General features: G+C 61.2%; 12 protein-coding genes and 2 riboswitches. Of the genes, 7 read left to right on the top strand and 5 right to left on the bottom strand.

From position 1 onward, the window contains the following. Positions 1-23: 23 nt before the first annotated feature. Positions 24-3,734 carry a methionine synthase gene (gene metH / locus K0H48_RS02750; protein ID WP_219266312.1) on the bottom strand — a complete coding sequence of 1,237 codons (3,711 nt, stop codon included), beginning with the start codon at positions 3,732-3,734 and terminating at the stop codon, positions 24-26. Positions 3,735-3,898: 164 nt separating this feature from the next. On the opposite strand from metH, the gene K0H48_RS02745 reads away from it, so the two are divergent. After that, positions 3,899-6,190, top strand: coding sequence for a fatty acid cis/trans isomerase (locus K0H48_RS02745; protein ID WP_219266311.1), 2,292 nt, complete (start codon positions 3,899-3,901; stop codon positions 6,188-6,190). 466 nt (positions 6,191-6,656) lie between these two features. Beyond that, positions 6,657-7,241, top strand: a complete 585-nt coding sequence (nfuA, locus tag K0H48_RS02740) for a Fe-S biogenesis protein NfuA (protein ID WP_017136914.1) — start codon at positions 6,657-6,659, stop codon at positions 7,239-7,241. Between the two features lie 206 nt (positions 7,242-7,447). Here nfuA and cobM read toward each other — a convergent pair whose 3' ends face one another. The 4 genes from cobM to K0H48_RS02720 all read right to left on the bottom strand — a co-directional run bounded on the left by cobM (position 7,448) and on the right by K0H48_RS02720 (position 9,554). Continuing rightward, positions 7,448-8,194 (bottom strand): precorrin-4 C(11)-methyltransferase, encoded by a 747-nt coding sequence (gene cobM / locus K0H48_RS02735; RefSeq protein WP_219266310.1) that lies wholly within the window; start codon positions 8,192-8,194, stop codon positions 7,448-7,450. A 69-nt stretch (positions 8,195-8,263) separates the two neighbouring features. Further along, complete coding sequence (locus K0H48_RS02730; RefSeq protein WP_219266360.1) at positions 8,264-8,656, bottom strand: cobalamin biosynthesis protein; 393 nt, start codon at positions 8,654-8,656, stop codon at positions 8,264-8,266. Next, entirely contained in the window at positions 8,653-9,354 is a 702-nt protein-coding gene (locus tag K0H48_RS02725) for a CbtA family protein (protein WP_219266309.1), read from the bottom strand. The genes K0H48_RS02730 and K0H48_RS02725 overlap by 4 nt, the downstream gene beginning before the upstream one ends. A gap of 11 nt (positions 9,355-9,365) precedes the next feature. After that, complete coding sequence (locus tag K0H48_RS02720; protein ID WP_138815786.1) at positions 9,366-9,554, bottom strand: CbtB-domain containing protein; 189 nt, start codon at positions 9,552-9,554, stop codon at positions 9,366-9,368. A 95-nt stretch (positions 9,555-9,649) separates the two neighbouring features. Then, positions 9,650-9,868: riboswitch (cobalamin riboswitch) on the bottom strand. Between the two features lie 230 nt (positions 9,869-10,098). On the opposite strand from K0H48_RS02720, the gene K0H48_RS02715 reads away from it, so the two are divergent. From K0H48_RS02715 to K0H48_RS02695, 5 genes are all read left to right on the top strand, one after another. Continuing rightward, on the top strand, positions 10,099-11,523 hold the full coding sequence (locus K0H48_RS02715) for a M10 family metallopeptidase C-terminal domain-containing protein (protein ID WP_219266308.1): 1,425 nt from the start codon (positions 10,099-10,101) through the stop codon (positions 11,521-11,523). Between the two features lie 108 nt (positions 11,524-11,631). Next, positions 11,632-11,832: riboswitch (cobalamin riboswitch) on the top strand. 91 nt (positions 11,833-11,923) lie between these two features. Next, the gene (cobW, locus tag K0H48_RS02710) at positions 11,924-12,991 is read left to right on the top strand and encodes a cobalamin biosynthesis protein CobW (protein ID WP_257626819.1); all 1,068 of its coding nucleotides are present in this window, start codon (positions 11,924-11,926) and stop codon (positions 12,989-12,991) included. A gap of 3 nt (positions 12,992-12,994) precedes the next feature. After that, the gene (gene cobN / locus K0H48_RS02705) at positions 12,995-16,756 is read left to right on the top strand and encodes a cobaltochelatase subunit CobN (RefSeq protein WP_219266307.1); all 3,762 of its coding nucleotides are present in this window, start codon (positions 12,995-12,997) and stop codon (positions 16,754-16,756) included. A 154-nt stretch (positions 16,757-16,910) separates the two neighbouring features. Beyond that, positions 16,911-17,909, top strand: coding sequence for an ATP-binding protein (locus K0H48_RS02700; RefSeq protein ID WP_219266306.1), 999 nt, complete (start codon positions 16,911-16,913; stop codon positions 17,907-17,909). A 53-nt stretch (positions 17,910-17,962) separates the two neighbouring features. Continuing rightward, positions 17,963-18,565: a VWA domain-containing protein gene (locus K0H48_RS02695; RefSeq protein ID WP_219266358.1), complete on the top strand. Its 603-nt coding sequence runs from the start codon at positions 17,963-17,965 to the stop codon at positions 18,563-18,565. Positions 18,566-18,612: the final 47 nt, after the last annotated feature.

Below are 18,612 nucleotides of genomic sequence, written 5' to 3'. Positions count from 1 at the left end.
AACGCTATGCCAGCTGATTGACCTCAGTTGTCATACCCAAGGTTTGGCGCCAGCCAGCGCTCGGTCACGCTGAGGTCCTGGCCTTTGCGTGCGGTGTAGCTGGCGACCTGGTCCTTGTCGACCTTGCCCACGGCAAAGTACTGCGCCTGTGGGTGGGCGAAATACCAACCGCTGACTGCGGCGGCCGGGAACATCGCGTAGTGCTCGGTGAGGAACACACCGCTGCGCCCGGCCTGCATTTCGCGGGCCTCGGGGTCCAGCAGTTGGAACAGCTGGGCTTTCTCGGTGTGGTCCGGGCACGCCGGGTAGCCGGGGGCCGGGCGGATGCCGCTGTACTGCTCTTTGATCAGGGCCTCGTTGTCCAGCTGTTCGTCCTGGGCGTAACCCCAATGCTCTTTACGCACTTGCTGGTGCAACCATTCGGCGCAGGCTTCGGCCAGGCGGTCGGCGAGGGCCTTGACCATGATCGAGTTGTAGTCGTCACCGGCGTCCTGATACGCCTTGGCGACTGCTTCGGCGCCGATGCCGGCGGTGGTGATAAAACCACCGATGTAGTCGGTCACGCCGCTGTCTTTAGGTGCTACGAAGTCGGCCAGGGAGAAGTTCGGTTTGCCGTCGGTCTTGATGATTTGCTGGCGCAGGTGGTGCAGCTTGGCAATTGGCTGGCCGTCGTCACCGTAGACTTCCAGGTCATCGTCCTGCACCTGGTTGGTCGGCCAGAAACCAAACACGGCGCGGGCGCTGATGAGTTTTTCGTCGATCAGCCTGTTGAGCATTTCCTGGGCGTCGGCGTACAGCGCAGTAGCGGCTTCACCGACCACTTCGTCGTCGAGGATGCGCGGGAACTTGCCGGCCAGGTCCCAAGAGATAAAGAACGGCGTCCAGTCGATGTATTCGGCCAGCACCTTGAGGTCGATATTGTCCAGCACCCTGGAACCGGTAAACGTCGGCTTGACCGGCGCATAGCTGCTCCAGTCGAACTGCGGCTTCTTGGCGATGGCGGCCGGGTAACTCAGGCGCTCGGTGCGCGCACTGCGGTTGGCGGTGCGCTCACGCACATCGATGTATTCCAGGCGGGTTTTTTCGACAAAACCCGCTTTCAGCTCTTTAGACAGCAACTGCGTGGCCACACCCACGGCACGCGAGGCGTCGGTGACGTAGATCACCGCGTCGTTGCTGTACTTGGGCTCGATCTTCACCGCCGTGTGCGCTTTGGAAGTGGTCGCGCCGCCGATCATCAAGGGCAGGTGGAAGTCCTGGCGCTGCATCTCACGGGCCACATGCACCATTTCATCCAGGGACGGCGTGATCAGACCGGACAAGCCAATGATGTCGCACTTCTGCTCCTTGGCCACCTGCAGGATCTTCTCCGCCGGCACCATCACGCCCAGGTCGACAATGTCATAGCCGTTGCAACCGAGTACCACGCCGACAATGTTCTTGCCGATGTCATGCACGTCGCCTTTGACCGTGGCCATCAGGATCTTGCCTTTGGCTTCCGGTTTATCGCCTTTTTCCAGCTCGATAAACGGAATCAAGTGCGCCACGGCCTGCTTCATCACGCGGGCGGACTTTACCACCTGGGGCAGGAACATCTTACCGGCGCCGAACAGGTCGCCGACGATGTTCATGCCGGACATCAACGGGCCTTCGATCACTTCGATCGGGCGCGCGAACGACTGGCGCGATTCTTCGGTGTCTTCGACGATATGCGTGGTGATGCCTTTGACCAGCGCGTGCTCCAGACGCTTGTTGACGTCCCAGCCGCGCCATTCCTCGGTCTCGGCTTCTTTGACACTGCCGTCGCCCTTGTACTTGTCGGCAATCGCCAGCAGGGCGTCGGTGCCTTCCGGCGTGCGGTTAAGCACCACGTCTTCCACCGCGTCGCGCAGCTCGGCCGGGATCTGGTCGTAGATCTCCAGCTGGCCGGCGTTGACGATGCCCATGGTCAGGCCGTTGCGGATCGCATACAGCAGGAACACCGAGTGGATCGCCTCACGCACCGGGTTGTTGCCGCGGAACGAGAACGACACGTTGGACACGCCACCGGAGGTCAGCGCATACGGCAGCTCGTCGCGGATATAAGCACAGGCGTTGATGAAATCGACGGCGTAGTTGTTGTGCTCCTCGATACCGGTGGCGACCGCGAAGATGTTCGGGTCGAAAATGATGTCTTCCGGCGGGAAGCCAACTTCATTCACCAGGATGTCGTAGGAGCGTTTGCAGATCTCTTTTTTACGCGCTTCGGTGTCGGCCTGGCCGGCTTCGTCGAAGGCCATCACCACCACCGCCGCGCCGTAACGCTTGCACAGCTTGGCGTGGTGAATGAACTGCTCGACGCCTTCCTTCATGCTGATGGAGTTGACGATGCCCTTGCCCTGGATGCACTTGAGGCCGGCTTCGATCACTTCCCACTTGGAGGAGTCGATCATGATCGGCACACGGGAGATGTCCGGTTCGCCGGCAATCAGATTGAGGAAGGTCACCATGGCCTTCTTCGAATCGAGCATGCCCTCGTCCATGTTGATGTCGATCACCTGCGCGCCGGCTTCCACCTGCTGCAGGGCGACTTCGAGGGCTTCGGTGTAGTTGTCTTCACGGATCAGCCGGGCGAACTTGGCGGAACCGGTGATATTGGTACGCTCGCCGACGTTGACGAACAACGAGCTGCGATCAATGGTGAACGGCTCGAGGCCCGACAAGCGGCAGGCCTTGGGAATGTCAGGGATAACACGTGGCGCATAACCGGCCACGGCCTTGGCGATGGCCTCAATGTGGCCTGGCGTGGTGCCGCAGCAACCGCCGACAATGTTGAGGAAACCGCTCTGGGCGAACTCTTCGATGACCTTGGCGGTTTCCGATGGCAGTTCGTCGTACTCGCCGAATTCGTTGGGCAGGCCGGCGTTCGGGTGCGCCGACACATGGGTGTTGGCCTTGTTCGACAGCTCTTCCAGATAGGGGCGCAGTTCGCTGGCGCCCAAGGCGCAGTTGAGGCCGACCGAAATCGGCTTGGCATGCGCCACCGAGTTCCAGAACGCCTCGGTGGTCTGGCCTGACAGGGTACGGCCGGAGGCGTCGGTGATGGTGCCGGAGATCATGATCGGCAGTTCGACGTTCAATTCTTCAAACACACCTTGTACGGCGAAGATCGCGGCCTTGGCGTTGAGCGTGTCGAAGATGGTCTCGATCAGGATCAGGTCGGCGCCGCCTTCGATCAGGCCTTTGGTGGCCTCGGTGTAGTTTTCCACCAGTTCATCGAAGGTCACGTTGCGGTAGCCGGGGTTGTTCACGTCCGGCGACAGCGAGCAGGTGCGGCTGGTCGGGCCAAGCACGCCGGCAACAAAACGCGGCTTGGCCGGGTTCTCGGCTGTTTTGGCATCGGCGACCTTGCGCGCCAGGCGGGCGCCTTCTACGTTCAGTTCATAGGCCAGTTCTTCCATGCCGTAATCGGCCATGGAGATGCGTGTGGCGTTGAAGGTGTTGGTTTCCAGAATATCGGCGCCGGCATCCAGGTAAGCCTTTTCGATACCGCCAATTACGTCCGGGCGGGTGAGTACCAGCAGGTCGTTGTTGCCCTTGACGTCACTCGGCCAGTCAGCAAAGCGTTTGCCGCGATAATCCTGCTCTTCGAGCTTGTAGCTCTGGATCATCGTGCCCATACCGCCATCGAGGATCAGGATACGGTCCTTGAGGGCTTGATGAAGGGCTTGCAGACGAACGCTACGGTCGGACATGGGGCTACTCTGGTCAGGCATTTCGGAGGGCGTGAATCATAGCAAACCTGTGCCGATTTAGAGCATGTACTGGTTTTGCATGAATATCGTTCATGTTGGTGCAGGTCGTGGCCCGGTAGACTTGCCGGCACTTATAGCGCACGCATTGAATCGGGACCGGATACATGTCACTTCGTCTACTCACCAGCGCCGTCCTGGCACTGGTCGCCTGCGTTGCACAGGCCAACGGACCCGCCCCGGCGATTTCCTATACCCGCGACATTCAACCGATTTTCACCGAAAAGTGCGTGGCCTGCCATGCCTGCTACGACTCTGCGTGCCAGTTGAACCTGGGCAGCGCCGAAGGCGCGGCCCGTGGCGCGAGCAAAACCCCGGTGTATGACGGCGAGCGCAGCCAGGCCACGCCGACCACGCGTTTGTTCTACGACGCCTTCGGCAAGCAGGCCTGGCAGCAAAAAGGCTTCTATTCGGTGCTCGACGCCCAAGGCAGCCAGGCCGCATTGATGGCGCGCATGCTGGAACTGGGGCATAACGCGCCGCTGCAACCGAATGCCAAGCTGCCCGACGAGATCGTGTTGGGCCTCAACCGCCAGAACATGTGCGCTATGCCCGGCGAGTTTAATGCTTACGCTGGCAGCCATCCCAAGGAAGGCATGCCGCTGGCGGTCACCGGTTTGACTGACCAGCAATACCAGACTCTACAGCGCTGGCTCGCCTCCGGTGCGCCGATTGATGAGCAAGGCCTGGCACCGAGTGCCAAGGAAGCCTTGCAAGTGCAGCAGTGGGAAAACTTGTTCAACCAGCCCGGCGCCCGCGAAAGCCTGGTGGCGCGCTGGCTGTATGAACATTTGTTCCTGGCACACATTTACTTCGAAAACGGCGAACCGGGGCATTTCTTCCAGTGGGTGCGTTCGCGCACGCCAAGTGGCCAGCCCATCGACCTGATCGCCACCCGTCGCCCCAACGATGACCCAGGCACCCAGGTGTATTACCGCCTGTGGCCGGTGCAGGGCGTGATCGTGCATAAAACCCACATCACTTATCCGTTCAGCGCGGCGAAAATGGCGCGGATCAAAGACCTTTTCTACTCCGGCGGCTGGCAGGTCAGCGCCTTGCCGGGCTACGGCCCTGGTCGCCGCGCCAACCCGTTCGAGACCTTCGAAGCCATTCCGGCCAAGGCCCGCTACCAGTTCATGCTGGATAACGCCGAATACTTCGTGCGCACCTTTATTCGCGGGCCGGTGTGCCGTGGGCAGATTGCTACGGATGTGATTCGCGACAACTTCTGGACTTTGTTCCAGGACCCGGACCACGACCTGTACATCACCGATGCACGTTATCGCGGCCAGGCCACACCGTTGCTGGCGATGCCAGGGCAGAACGATGACGTGGGCAGCGTGCTGGGCCTGTGGCTGGCGTATCGCGACAAGCGCAACCAATACGAAGCGTTGCGCCGTGACAGTTATGCGGATCTGCCGCCGCCGAGTTGGTCGACCTTGTGGGCGGGGAATGACAATGCCTTGCTCTCGATTTTCCGGCATTTCGACAGTGCTTCGGTGACCAAGGGCCTGATCGGCGAGGTGCCGCAGACGATGTGGCTGTTTGACTATCCGCTGCTGGAGCGCACTTATTACCAGTTGGCGGTGAATTTCGATGTGTTCGGCAATGTGTCGCATCAGGCGCAGACGCGGTTGTATTTCGACTTGATCCGTAATGGCGCTGAGCAGAATTTCCTGCGTTTGATGCCGGCTAATACCCGCGATGACTTTATGGATGATTGGTATCAGAACAGCGGCAAGCTCAAGTTGTGGCTGGACTATGAAGCCATTGATGATGACAAGCCGAGCGGGCTGAACCTGGATGAAAAACACCCGAAACGTGATTTTGCCAACCAGTTGCTGACGCGTTACGGCGCTTTGAACGCCAGCCCGGATCCGATCAACCGCTGTATCGGCGCTTATTGCTCGCGCGATGGGATTGATCCGGCGTTGCAGGATGCGGAGCAGGTGTTGAGCCGGCTGACGTCACGCCCGGCGGCGGGGCTCAAGGTGATTGACCAGTTGCCTGAGGCGACCATGCTGCGTATCGAGACCGCCAGCGGCAAGCGCGTGGTTTACAGCATGCTGCGTAACCGGGCGCACAGTAATGTGGCGTTCCTGCTGGGTGAGGCTTATCGCTATCAGCCGGGTTTGGATACCGTGACTATTTATCCGGGAGTGCTTAGCAGCTATCCGAATTTCATCTTCAATATCCCTGCGCAGGAAGTGCCCGAGTTTGTGGCGGCGATGGAGAAAGCCAGGGATGCCAAGCGGTTTGAGAAGATAGTTGATCGGTGGGGTGTGCGGCGTAGTCATCCGTTGTTCTGGCAGTATTTCCATGATTTGTCGCAGTACATTCGTGAGACTACGCCGGTGGAAGAGGGTGTGCTGGATATGAATCGGTATGAGAATTTGTGAGGGGGGTTGGTGGGGGTACATATCCGTTGCTGCGGTAACGGCGGCTTAGGGTTCCGCTCTTACAGCGGGTCACTTTTGCAAGGCGGTGTGCCCTCACTCCGGCCATCGTTGTTGACGGGGCGCCTCAGATCAAGATCAAGATCTACAGCACGGCGGCCTGAAAGCCGACCTGAGTGGTTGAAGCAAGAGCCAGATCAAGTGCAAAGCAAAAGCCTATGTACCTGATGTGACGCGGTCTAAATGTGGGAGCGGGCTTGCTCGCGAATGCGGTGGGTCAGTGACAGATGAATTGACTGGCCCACCGCATTCGCGAGCAAGCCCGCTCCCACCTTTGACCGAGTATGGCTCTGCTGTTGCTGTTGCCCTTACATCCTTCAAACAAAAAACTATCCCGACAAAAACACTAGGACTTTGTACCTGCGTAACAATTTGGCGTAAACTCCGAGCAAGCCTGTGAGGAGTTTCCATGACTGCCATAACCATTACCGACGCCGCCCACGATTACCTGGCTGACCTGCTGTCCAAGCAGAACACCCCAGGCATCGGTATCCGCGTCTTTATCACCCAGCCCGGCACTCAATACGCCGAGACTTGCATCGCCTACTGCAAGCCTGGGGAAGAGAAACCTGAAGACACCGCCCTGGGGCTTAAAAGCTTCACCGCGTACATCGACAACTTCAGCGAAGCCTTCCTCGATGACGCCGTGGTCGACTACGCCACCGACCGCATGGGCGGCCAGTTGACCATCAAGGCGCCCAACGCCAAGGTGCCGAACGTCAACGCCGACAGCCCGGTCAACGAGCGCATCAACTATTACCTGCAAACCGAGATCAACCCGGGGCTGGCCAGTCACGGCGGTCAGGTCAGCTTGATCGACGTGGTTGAAGACGGCATCGCCGTCCTCAAGTTCGGTGGCGGCTGCCAAGGCTGCGGCCAGGCGGACGTGACCTTGCGTGAAGGCATCGAGCGCACCTTGCTCGAGCGTATCCCGGAGCTCAAGGGCGTGCGTGACGTGACCGACCATACGCAGAAAGAAAACGCCTACTACTGAGTAAGGTGTTCACTGCGAAGAAAAAACGGCGTCCCGTGAGCGCCGTTTTTTATGCTTAAAATTCAATGTTTTACGCGGTATACCTAACAAAGCAGATCAACTGTGGGAGCGGGCTTGCTCGCGAATGCGGTGGGTCAGTCAGCATAACTGTAACTGACCCACCGCATTCGCGAGCAAGCCCGCTCCCACCGTTTGACCGCGTTTCTTCAGGGGCGATATAGGTGCGCATGCCCCGCCCGATATAGCGACGACTCGCTGAAACCGTCACTGGCCAACACCCGGCCCACCACAATCAACGCCGTGCGCCGAAACCCTTTGGCCGCCACTTTCGCGGCAATATCCGCCAGCGTGCCCACCACCCAATCCTGATCCGGCCACGTCGCGCGGTGCACCACGGCAATCGGGCAGTCCGCCCCATAATGCGGCAGTAGTTCGGCGACGATCTTCTGCAGATGGTTGACCCCCAAGTGAATCGCCATCGTCGTGCCATGTTGCGCCAAACTGTCGAATGCCTCACCCGCCGGCATGCTGGTTTTATCGGCATAACGGGTCAGGATCACACTTTGGGCGATGTCCGGCAGCGTCAACTCCGTCTCCAGCAACGCTGCGCAAGCCGACACCGCCGTCACACCCGGGATGATCTGGAACGGTATGCCCAACTCACGCAAATAACGGATCTGCTCGCCAATCGCGCCATACAGGCTCGGGTCGCCGGAGTGTACGCGGGCCACATCCTGGCCGTTGGCGTGGGCTGTCTTGATCAACTCAATGATCTGTTCCAGGTGTAATTCGGCGCTGTTGACCACCTGTTCGGCCTGATGACCTTGCAATACCGCCGCCGGCACCAGGGAACCGGCATAGATGATTACCGGGCAACTGCGGATCAGCCGCTGGCCCTTGACGGTGATCAATTCCGGGTCGCCGGGGCCTGCGCCGATAAAGTAGACGGTCATGGGAGTTCCTGTTGAAAAGCGGGCGAGCATGAAAGTTGCTCATGATCGAGGAGGGCAATTATCGGGATTTTAGTCGGCGCACGCCAATGCAAAGGTGGCCTGGGCGGTTTTTTTGCGCGTGATCATCAGGCGGGCAGGGCGTTGGGATAGCTGTTCAGCCAGGGCCAGGGCGGCGCTTTCGGCGATGCCGTAGCAACCGGTATGTGCAAAAGCGACGGCTGACTTGTGGCTCAAGCGCTCCTCATAACCGGCCAATTGTTCTGCACTGAAACACTGCAAGGGCAGTTCCAGCAGTCGGGCCAAGGCCAGCAAACCGGGTTCAGCCTGTTTGTGCTCAATGCTCGCCAACGCGGTGATGCGTTGGCGTTCAATGCCGGCGTCGGCGAGGGCTGCGTCAAACAGGCCGAGCAGGGTGTGAACATCACAGCCGCGCTGGCAACCCAGGCCGACCACCAGCGTCATGCCGAGTATTGGCCGTCGCGGTTGCGGCGAAACAGCCACGCGCTGATCCAGCCCAAGGCCAGCCAGAAGGCGACGTTGGTCAGTTGCGAGGCGATCTTGAACTGCGCTTCCAGGGCTTCGGGTGCCAGCATCGAATGCACTTGTGGTTGCGGCGCACCGATCACGTGGGGCACGGCCAGGATCGCCACGCCCAGTATTTTGAGCAGCCAGCTACGACCAAACACCAGCAGAGCGATACCCGCAGCGGTGGAGGCTGCGGTGCCGATCCACCAGATCTGCCGTTGCGCCAGGTCGGCAGCTGCGGTGCCCGGCAATTCCGGCGGCAGGCCCAGAGTGGGTGCCAGTACAAACGTCGCGTAACCGGCCAGGCCCCACAACAACCCTTGAGCCGTGCGGGTCGGCGCACGCAAGGTGTAGAGGCCGGCCAGCATCAGCGCGAAACCCACCGCTACCACCAGGTTGCCCCCGGTGGTCGACAGCACACGCTGCCAGCCATTTTCCGGCTCCCAGGCTTGGGCGTCGTGGGTGTGGGCTGCGGCCCCGGCGGCGTGTTCGTGCGCGACTTCGGCAACCGGGGCCTTTTCAAAGGTTTCCGCCTGCAAAATCAGCGGGGCGACCCAAAAGCTTTGCAGCAGGGTCAGCAACAGGGCAGCCAGCAGGCCGGTGAAACCTGCGGTTTGGGCAATACGCTTGATCATGTCGGCAGGCCTCAGTGGCACGGGAACGCGGCGCTGTGGCGGGTATCGTGGGCGGCGTTGTGCACCGCCTCGATATGTGAGAACCCGGCGAAGTACACCAGGCACGCGCCGAGGATCGACGCGCCGATGGCGGCGCTCAGGCGTTGGCTCAAGGTGGCGGTGCTGCTGGCGGTGTGCGAGGTGCTGCTGATGATCGACATGGCGCGTCCCTTCAGGGTTTCAGGGTGACACGAGCGCATGAAAACCCCGCGAGCCAGGCACGCAGGGTTCCGAACAGCGCCCGCCCACCGCGGGTATGTTATCTGATTTTTCGGGCCGGTCTCCGGGCTTGCGAGGGGCGCTCTTGAGAAAAGAGGTGGGCCGTATCAAGCATCGCCTTCCCATGCACAGGCACAGTGGATTTGACGCTTCGCTCGCTTACCGTTGCGGGGGCAGCACCGGACTCGTCATAACGCGATGACTCACCGGTTTCCCGTTTCACCCTGTGAAGGGCACCCGAAACAAGATGTGTAGGAAAACATGAGCGAGCGCTGGCCGTCAATTGGAGCGAGGAGAACGAGTGGTGATAAGCGAGCGGGCGCGTAGTTGATCTATAGGGCGATGTGCTTTTTATGGAAACCATGCACAAATGAAATTTCCTACGGGCTTGCCGTCGCGCAGCTGATTTATTTTTGTTCTCGCTTATTAGAAGGTGCCCGTCCTTAACGCCTTGCGTGATTTATTTGTTCAATGGGATATTTAATTATGTCGTCAATATCGCATAGCCGTTCTAACGGGCCTGTTTTTTTTGAAAGCATTAATCAGACACACGCTAACCAGCAACACTCTCCAGACGCCAATGCTTCCGAGCCTGCCGCTACCGTATTACGTGCAGACGATCCGTACGTTCGAGCAGGTTCCGGCAAACGCTCATTGTCGAGTGGCGAGGTCGCCGACCAAATTGATCGAAAACAGCGCAAGTTAAACAGTACCAACGACGGTAAGTCGTTACGCGTTGCTTATTATTTTAGTGATGTAAGGGCGGGTGAAAGTGGTTTTAACGAGGTGCAAAAACAGCAAGCCAGGCGCTCGCTGCAATCGTGGTCGGATGTTGCAAATATTACCTTTGAGGAAGAGGCAAGCCAGGCTGATGCTCACCTGAGCATGGTTAATAGCAAGGTGCCGGCGGTGGCCGATGCCGCTTTTTCAAAGTCTTGGGGGCTTGTGCGCGTGAACCCCCATTACTCCGATAGCCGCACACCGAAAGTCAATGGCTTTGGGCGTCAAACACTCACCCATGAGATTGGGCATGCGTTGGGTGCTGCGCATACCGGCAACTATAACAACGATGGCAAAAGTGGCCCCTTCACTTATAAGGAGCATGCAACCTATGCCCAAGACAGCCGGGCCTATTCTGTAATGAGCTACTTCGACCCCAGTAATACGCATCAGGATTTTAAAGGTAAATATGCCTCGTCCCCGTTGATGGCAGACATCGCTTGGGCTCAGAAAGTCTACGGCGCCAACCACAAGACCCGTAACACCGACACGACTTATGGGTTTAACTCCAATACTCATCGAGATGACCTTTCTTTGAATTCATCGCGTGATGACGCTGTGTTTTGTGTTTGGGATGGCGGTGGTAACGATACGTTGGACTTCTCCGGTTATGATCAGAACCAAGTGATCAATTTACGCGCAGAATCGTTCTCGGATGTCGGCACAATGAAGGGCAATGTCTCCATTGCCAAAGGCGTTACCCTGGAAAATGCGATTGGCGGTTCGGGCAGTGATGTATTGATCGGTAACCATGTTGATAACCGCCTTACGGGCGGCGGCGGGGCAGATCAAATGACAGGTGGCGCAGGTAATGACACATTTGAATACGCCAATGCCAGCGATTCAACCTTATATGCCCCCGATCAGTTGGTTGATTTTGTCAGCGGTGAAGACAAAATCGATGTCTCCAGTTTGCTGCGCAAACATCAAATCAACGCGCTGACGTTTGGCAATAAACTCACGGGTAAGGCGGGGGAGGCGGGAGTAGGGTATGACCCAAAAAAGAACGAGTCTTGGCTGGTTATGGATCTGACGGGCGACGGCCAGATTGATTTTTACCTTGAAAGCCTTGGTCAGATCAGGGTTTCCGATATCGTTGGGAATGTACCTGTCAATTACCGCTACGTTTAAGTGGCTTGTCCCAAGCACCTCCTGGGGCGCCAACCTGCAAGGCGTTGCGATCGCGCAACCCGCGAGTAAATCTGGGGTGTTGAACATTGACCGCTCGCCATGCACTGCGTAGCCTTGTTCGTTCGAGGTTCTTCGGCCCACGCCGAAGCTAAGAAGGGAACGCGGTCCAAGCCGCGGCTGCCCCCGCAACTGTGAAGGGTTTATCTGCCTGCCACGCCACTGCCATAACGGCGGGAAGGCGCAGCCAGCGCGGGTCGCAAGGCCTGCAAACCCCAAGCCAGGAGACCTGCCTCGTAACCGATTTTCTACTTAACCGGGCGGGGTGATCCGGTGACGAAATCCGCTGCTGCGCGCCGTCGCAGGGTCTATCGTCCCGTATGCCCGCCCCCAAGGGCATCCGATGAAAACACTGGCCAAACTCCCCGTCACCATCGTTACCGGCTTCCTCGGTTCGGGTAAAACCACTTTGTTGCGCCATATGCTCGACAACGCCCAAGGCCGTCGCATCGCCGTGATCGTCAACGAATTCGGCGAACTGGGCATTGACGGTGAGATCCTCAAGCAGTGCTCCATCGGTTGCACCGAAGAAGAAGCCAACGGCCGCGTTTACGAATTGGCCAACGGTTGCCTGTGCTGCACCGTGCAGGAAGAGTTCTTCCCGGTCATGCGCGAGCTGGTGGCGCGTCGCGGCGACCTCGACCATATCCTTATCGAAACCTCGGGCCTGGCCCTGCCAAAACCCTTGGTGCAAGCCTTCCAGTGGCCGGAAATCCGCAGCGCCTGTACGGTTGACGCAGTAATCACCGTGGTCGACAGCCCGGCCGTGGCCGCCGGCACCTTCGCCGCGTTCCCGGACCAGGTTGACGCCCAGCGCAAACTCGACCCGAACCTGGACCACGAATCGCCCTTGCACGAGCTGTTTGCCGACCAACTGGCCAGCGCCGACCTGGTAATCCTCAACAAATCCGACCTGATCAGCTCCGAAGACCTGGCCCGCGTGCGCCTGGAAGTCGCCGAGGAACTGCCGCCGGCCGTGAAGATCATCGAAGCCAGCAGCGGTCGCTTGCCGCTGGACGTGCTGATCGGCCTGGGCGCGGGTTCCGAAGAACACATCGACGGCCGCCACAGCCATCACGATCATCACCACGACGGTGAGGACGACCACGATCACGACCACGATGCGTTCGACTCCATCTCCATCGACCTGCCGCAGGCCGACGAAGCACTGCTGCTCGACGCACTGACCCAATTGGTGGTGCAGCACGGCATCCTGCGCGTCAAAGGCTTCGCGGCGATCCCGAACAAACCGATGCGCCTGCTGATCCAGGGTGTGGGCACGCGTTTCGACAAGCACTTCGACCGCGCCTGGGGCGCCGACGAAGCGCGCATCACACGCCTGGTGCTGATCGGTCAAGAGTTGGACGCGGCGGGCCTCGAAGCGCAACTGCGCGCAGCGCTCAGCGTTTAACCCATGCACCTGCTCAGGACTCAGCCGGGTGGTTTCGTCTCGGACGACAATATTGCCGACCTTGGCCAAACCCCTGCCGAGCTGGTGATCCTGTGCAGCGGTGATTCCAGCCTTGCACTGTTGGCCGAGGCCGGCCAGCAGTTGCCCGACGACTACCCCAGTTTTCGCCTGGCCAACCCCATGCAGGTGCAGAACCACGCCTCGGTCGACCTTTACGTCGACGAGGTGCTGCGCCACGCCAAGGTCATCCTGATTTCGCTGCACGGCGGCATCGGTTACTGGCGCTACGGCATTGAGCGGCTGGTGGAGTTGGCCGAGCGCGGCGTGCAGCTGATCCTGGTGCCGGGAGATGATCGCCCCGACCCGGAGCTCAGCGGCTTAAGCACCGTTGGCATGGCCGAGCGCGACCGCCTCTGGCACTTCCTGCGCCAGGGCGGCTTGGGCAATGCGCTGGATTTTTATCGTTGCCTGGCCAGCAGCCATCTGGGCCGCGACTACGCCTGGGACGAGCCGCAAACCCTGGCGCGTACGGCCATTTATCACCCGCATAAACCCCACCCACGGCTGAACGACTGGCAGGCCGATTGGCACGCCGACTGGCCGGTGGCGGCGGTGTTGTTCTACCGCTCGCACTTGCAGGCGGCCAATACCGGGTTTATCGATGTGTTCTGCCAACGCCTGCAGGCAGCGGGTCTTAACCCGTTGCCGATAGCGGTGGCCAGTTTGAAAGAGCCCGGCTGCCTGACGGTGGTCGAGGACTGGCTCGATGAAGTGCAGGCGGCGGTGATCTTGAACACCACCGGCTTTGCCCAATCCAGCCCCGAGGCCCCGCACCTGCGTCCGTTTCGGCGCAATATCCCGGTGATCCAGGCGATTTGCGCCCAGGACAACCAGCCCGGCTGGGAGGCCAGTGAACAAGGGCTTGGCCCGCGCGACCTGGCCATGCACATCGCCTTGCCGGAGCTGGACGGGCGCATTATCAGCCGGCCCATCAGCTTTAAAGATTTGGCCTGGCGCAGCGAGCGCAGCCAATCCGACGTGGTGTGCTACCGCGCAGCGCCAGAGCGCATGGATTTTGTCGCAGAACTGGCGCGGCGCTGGGTCGAACTGGCGCAGGTACCGAATGCCGACAAACGCATCGCACTGATCCTCGCCAATTACCCGACCCGCGACGGCCGCATCGGCAATGGCGTAGGCCTGGATACCCCGGCAGCGGCGCTGAATATCCTGCGTGCGCTGCAAGCCGAAGGGTACCCGGTGCCCAGTGAGTTGCCCGCCAGCGGCACTGCGCTGATCCATGAACTGCTCGGCGGCGTCACCAACGACCTCGACAGCCTCGACCTGCGCCCGTGCCATCAAAGCCTGAGCCTGGACGACTACGAGGCGATGTTCCAGCGCTTGCCCGACGCCAATCGCCAGGCCGTTCTGGAACGCTGGGGCGCGCCGCACAACGACCCGATGTGCCGCGACGGGCGCATGATGATCGCCGGCCTGCGCCTGGGCCTGACCTTCGTCGGCATTCAGCCGGCACGCGGTTATCAGGTGGACCACAGCGCGGTGTACCACGACCCCGACCTGGTGCCGCCCCACGGCTACCTCGCGTTCTACTTCTGGTTGCGCCACACCTACGGCGCCCATGGCGTGATCCACGTAGGCAAGCACGGCAACCTAGAATGGCTGCCGGGCAAGGGTGTCGGGCTATCGCAACATTGCTGGCCGGATGCGCTGCTCGGGCCATTGCCGAATATCTACCCGTTTATCGTCAATGACCCAGGCGAGGGCGCCCAGGCCAAGCGGCGCACCCAGGCGGTGATCATCGACCACTTGATGCCGCCGCTGACTCGCGCCGAAACCTACGGCCCGCTGCGTAACCTGGAGTTGTTGGCAGACGAATATTACGAAGCGCAACTGCTCGACCCACGCCGTGCCCTCGAGCTGCAAAAAGACATTCTCAAGCTGGTGCGCGAAACCCGCATCGACCAGGAGCTTGAGCTGGATAACGACGCCGACGCGGCTGTTTGGCTGCCGCGCCTGGACACCTACCTGTGTGACTTGAAGGAGTCGCAGATCCGCGACGGCCTGCATATTTTTGGCGAGTCGCCCGAGGGCCGCCTGCGGATCGACACCTTGCTGGCCCTGCTGCGCATTCCCCGTGGCGATGGCCGTGGCCCGCAATCGAGCCTGCTGCGGGTGCTGGCCAAAGCCTTTGACCTGGGTTTCGACCCGTTGGACTGCGCCCTGGCCGAACCCTGGACCGGGCGCCGGCCCGAGGTGTTGCAGAAGATCGACGCGCAGCTGTGGCGCACCGCCGGCGACACCCGTGAACGCCTGGAGCTGTATGCCGCGCGACTGATCGAGCAGGCACTGGAAGGCCCGCTCGAACAGCTAGAAGAACCCGGCTGGGAAGACGTGAAGTCGGTCATCGAGAGCCTGCGCATTGTCGTCGCGCCACGCCTCGACGCCTGCGGCCCCGCCGAAATGCGCGGCCTGCTGGATGCCCTGAGTGGTCGCTTCGTACCGGCAGGCCCCAGCGGTGCGCCAAGTCGTGGCCGCCTGGATGTGCTGCCCACCGGGCGTAATTTTTTTACTGTGGACGTGCGCAACCTGCCCACCACCACGGCCTGGCGCATCGGCTTTCAGTCCGCCAACCTGATCCTCGAGCGGCACCTGCAAGACCACGGCGACCACCTGCGCCAGCTCGGCCTGTCTGTATGGGGCACCGCCACCATGCGCACCGGCGGCGACGATATCGCCCAGGCCATGGCGCTGATGGGCGTGCGTCCGGTGTGGGCCACCGGCAGCCAGCGCGTGGATGACTTTGAAATCCTGCCGATCAGCCTGCTGGATCGCCCACGGGTGGATGTGACGCTGCGCGTGTCCGGGTTCTTCCGCGATGCCTTCGCGAACCTGATCCGCCTGTTCGATGCGGCGGTGCAGGCGGTGGCGGCGCTGGATGAGCCGGACGACATGAACCCGCTGGCCGCCAAGGTGCGCAGTGAGCGTGAAGCGTTGCTCGAGTCTGGCCTGGATGAAGCGGCGGCTGCGAAGCAGGCCGGCTGGCGCATCTTTGGCGCCAAACCTGGCGCCTATGGCGCAGGCGTGCAGGGCGCGATTGACGGTCGCTTATGGCAAAGCCGTGAAGATTTGGCCCAGGTCTATCTGAACTGGGGCGGCTACGCCTATGGCGGCTCCGACGAGGGCACTGCCGCCCGCGACCAATTTGCCCAGCGCCTGAGCCAGGTGCAGGCGGTATTGCAAAACCAGGACAACCGCGAACACGACCTGCTCGATTCCAACGATTACTACCAATTCCAGGGCGGCATGCTCGCCGCCGTGGAAACCCTGAGCGGCGACAAGGCCGCCAGCTACCATGGCGACCACAGCCAGCCGGACCTGCCGAAGATCCGCACCTTGAAGGAAGAGCTCAACCGGGTGATCCGCTCCCGCGCCGCCAACCCCAAGTGGATCGACGGCGTGAAACGTCACGGCTACAAAGGCGCATTCGAGATGGCGGCCACGGTGGACAACCTGTTCGCATTCGACGCCACCACGGCGCTGATCGACGATCACCAATACGCTTTGCTTGCCGACGCTTACCTGCTCGACACCGACACCCGCGCCTTTGTGCAACAGCACAACCCCGCGGCGCTGCGCGACATGACCGAGCGCATGCTCGAAGCCCAGCAGCGCGGCCTGTGGCAGGAGCCTGGCGCGTACCGCGAGGCGTTGGAAAACCTGTTGCTGGACATAGAAGAAGACAGCTGATGACCGATATTCCCACACTGTGACCGATCGTTCCCACGCTCCGCGTGGGAATGCAGCCAGTGACGCTTCGCGTCACAAAAGCGGACGCAGAGCGTCCAGTGAGGCGTTCCCACGCGGGAGCGTGGGAACGATCCAGAATTTAAAGAGAGCAGGTATGACCGATATTCCCCATTTCCCGCTGTCCGCCGTGGTCGGCGCCGATGACCTGAAACTCGCGCTGTGCCTGACCGCCATCGACCCTAAAATCGGCGGCGTGCTGATCGAAGGCCCGCGCGGCATGGCCAAGTCGACCCTGGCGCGTGGCCTGGCGGACCTGCTCGCCAGCGGCCAATTCGTCACTTTGCCGCTGGGCGCCACCGAAGAGCGCCTGGTCGGCACCCTGGACCTGGACGCCGCGCTGGGCGAGGGCCGGGCGCAGTTTTCCCCTGGTGTATTGGCCAAGGCCGATGGTGGTGTGTTGTATGTCGATGAGGTCAATTTACTGCCCGATCACCTGGTGGACCTGCTGTTGGATGTGGCCGCCAGCGGCACCAACCTGATCGAGCGCGATGGTATCTCCCATCGCCATTCGGCGCGTTTTGTGCTGATCGGTACCATGAACCCGGAGGAGGGCGAGTTGCGCCCGCAACTGCTCGACCGCTTCGGCTTCAATGTGGCGCTCGGCGGGCAGACCTTGCCCAGCGAGCGCGGGCAGATCATCCGGCGCCGCCTGGATTTCGACAGCGACCCGGCTGCGTTCTGCCGCCAGTGGAACGAACCGCAGGCGGCGCTGCGTGAGCGTTGCACCCAGGCGCGCCAGCGGCTCGACAGCATTGAACTGGACGACCAGGCCCTGGCGCAGATCACCGAGCGGTGCTTTGCCGCCGGCGTCGATGGCTTGCGCGCCGACCTGGTCTGGTTGCGCGGTGCCCGTGCCCATGCTGCCTGGCGCGGCGCGGCTGCGATCGCCGAAGAAGATATCGAAGCGGTGGCCGAGTTCGCCTTGCGTCATCGCCGCCAACCGCAGTCAGCGTCGACAAGCCCGCCCGATCAAGGCCAGGCCGCAAAACCGTCTGACCCGTCACCCGGCCAGGGCCAGTGGGGCGATATGCCCGCGCCCGCATTGCCCACGGGCGCCCGCCGGGAAGTACCCACCTGGCCAAAAAAGCCCTAGGCATTCGCCCTCGCCCTGACGCGGGGGCGGATGCCCGGCCCAAGGCGGGGCGACTGGAACACGGCAGGCACGGCAAGGCACGCAGCGCCCAGCGTGGCGCGATCAATTGGCCGGGCACCTTGCTCGGTGGTCGCCCGCAATCGCGTGAGGAGCTGCTCTATCACCTGCGCAGCCGCGCGGCCCATGAGCTGTGGCTGGTGATTGTCGACGCCTCGGCGTCCACCCGCCGCCATGGCGCACTGAGCGACGCCAAAGGCCTGCTTGCCCAGCTGTTTGACGACGCCTACCGGCAACGCGCGCGCATGGCGTTACTGACCGCCAGCGGCCAATCGCCTAAATGGCAGGTGCAGGGGCTCAAGGCCGCCAAAAGCTTGACCGGCTGGTTGGCGCAGTTGGGCGCCGGTGGCGGCACACCCTTGCTGGCGGCGTTGTCCGAAGCTGGCCAATGGCTGCGCGCGCGCCGCCAGCGTTACCCGGCCGAGCAGCAACGGTTGCTGGTGATCACCGATGGGCGGCTCAAGGCTATCGCTGGGTTGCCCGTGCTCGATTGCCCTGGATTACTGGTGGATATCGAGCGCGGCCCGATCAGGCTGGGCCGCGCGAAACAGCTGGCGCTTGAGCTGCAACTGGACTATCGGCCTATCGATAGTTTGTAGGCTCAATAAAACTGAACCTTGCCTGATTCCCGCTTGTCCCCGCTTCC

Source organism: Pseudomonas sp. Xaverov 259, assembly GCF_019352915.1.
GTDB lineage: Bacteria > Pseudomonadota > Gammaproteobacteria > Pseudomonadales > Pseudomonadaceae > Aquipseudomonas.
Note: the sequence above shows the minus strand (reverse complement) of the source record. Positions and strands in the feature narration are given on the sequence as shown.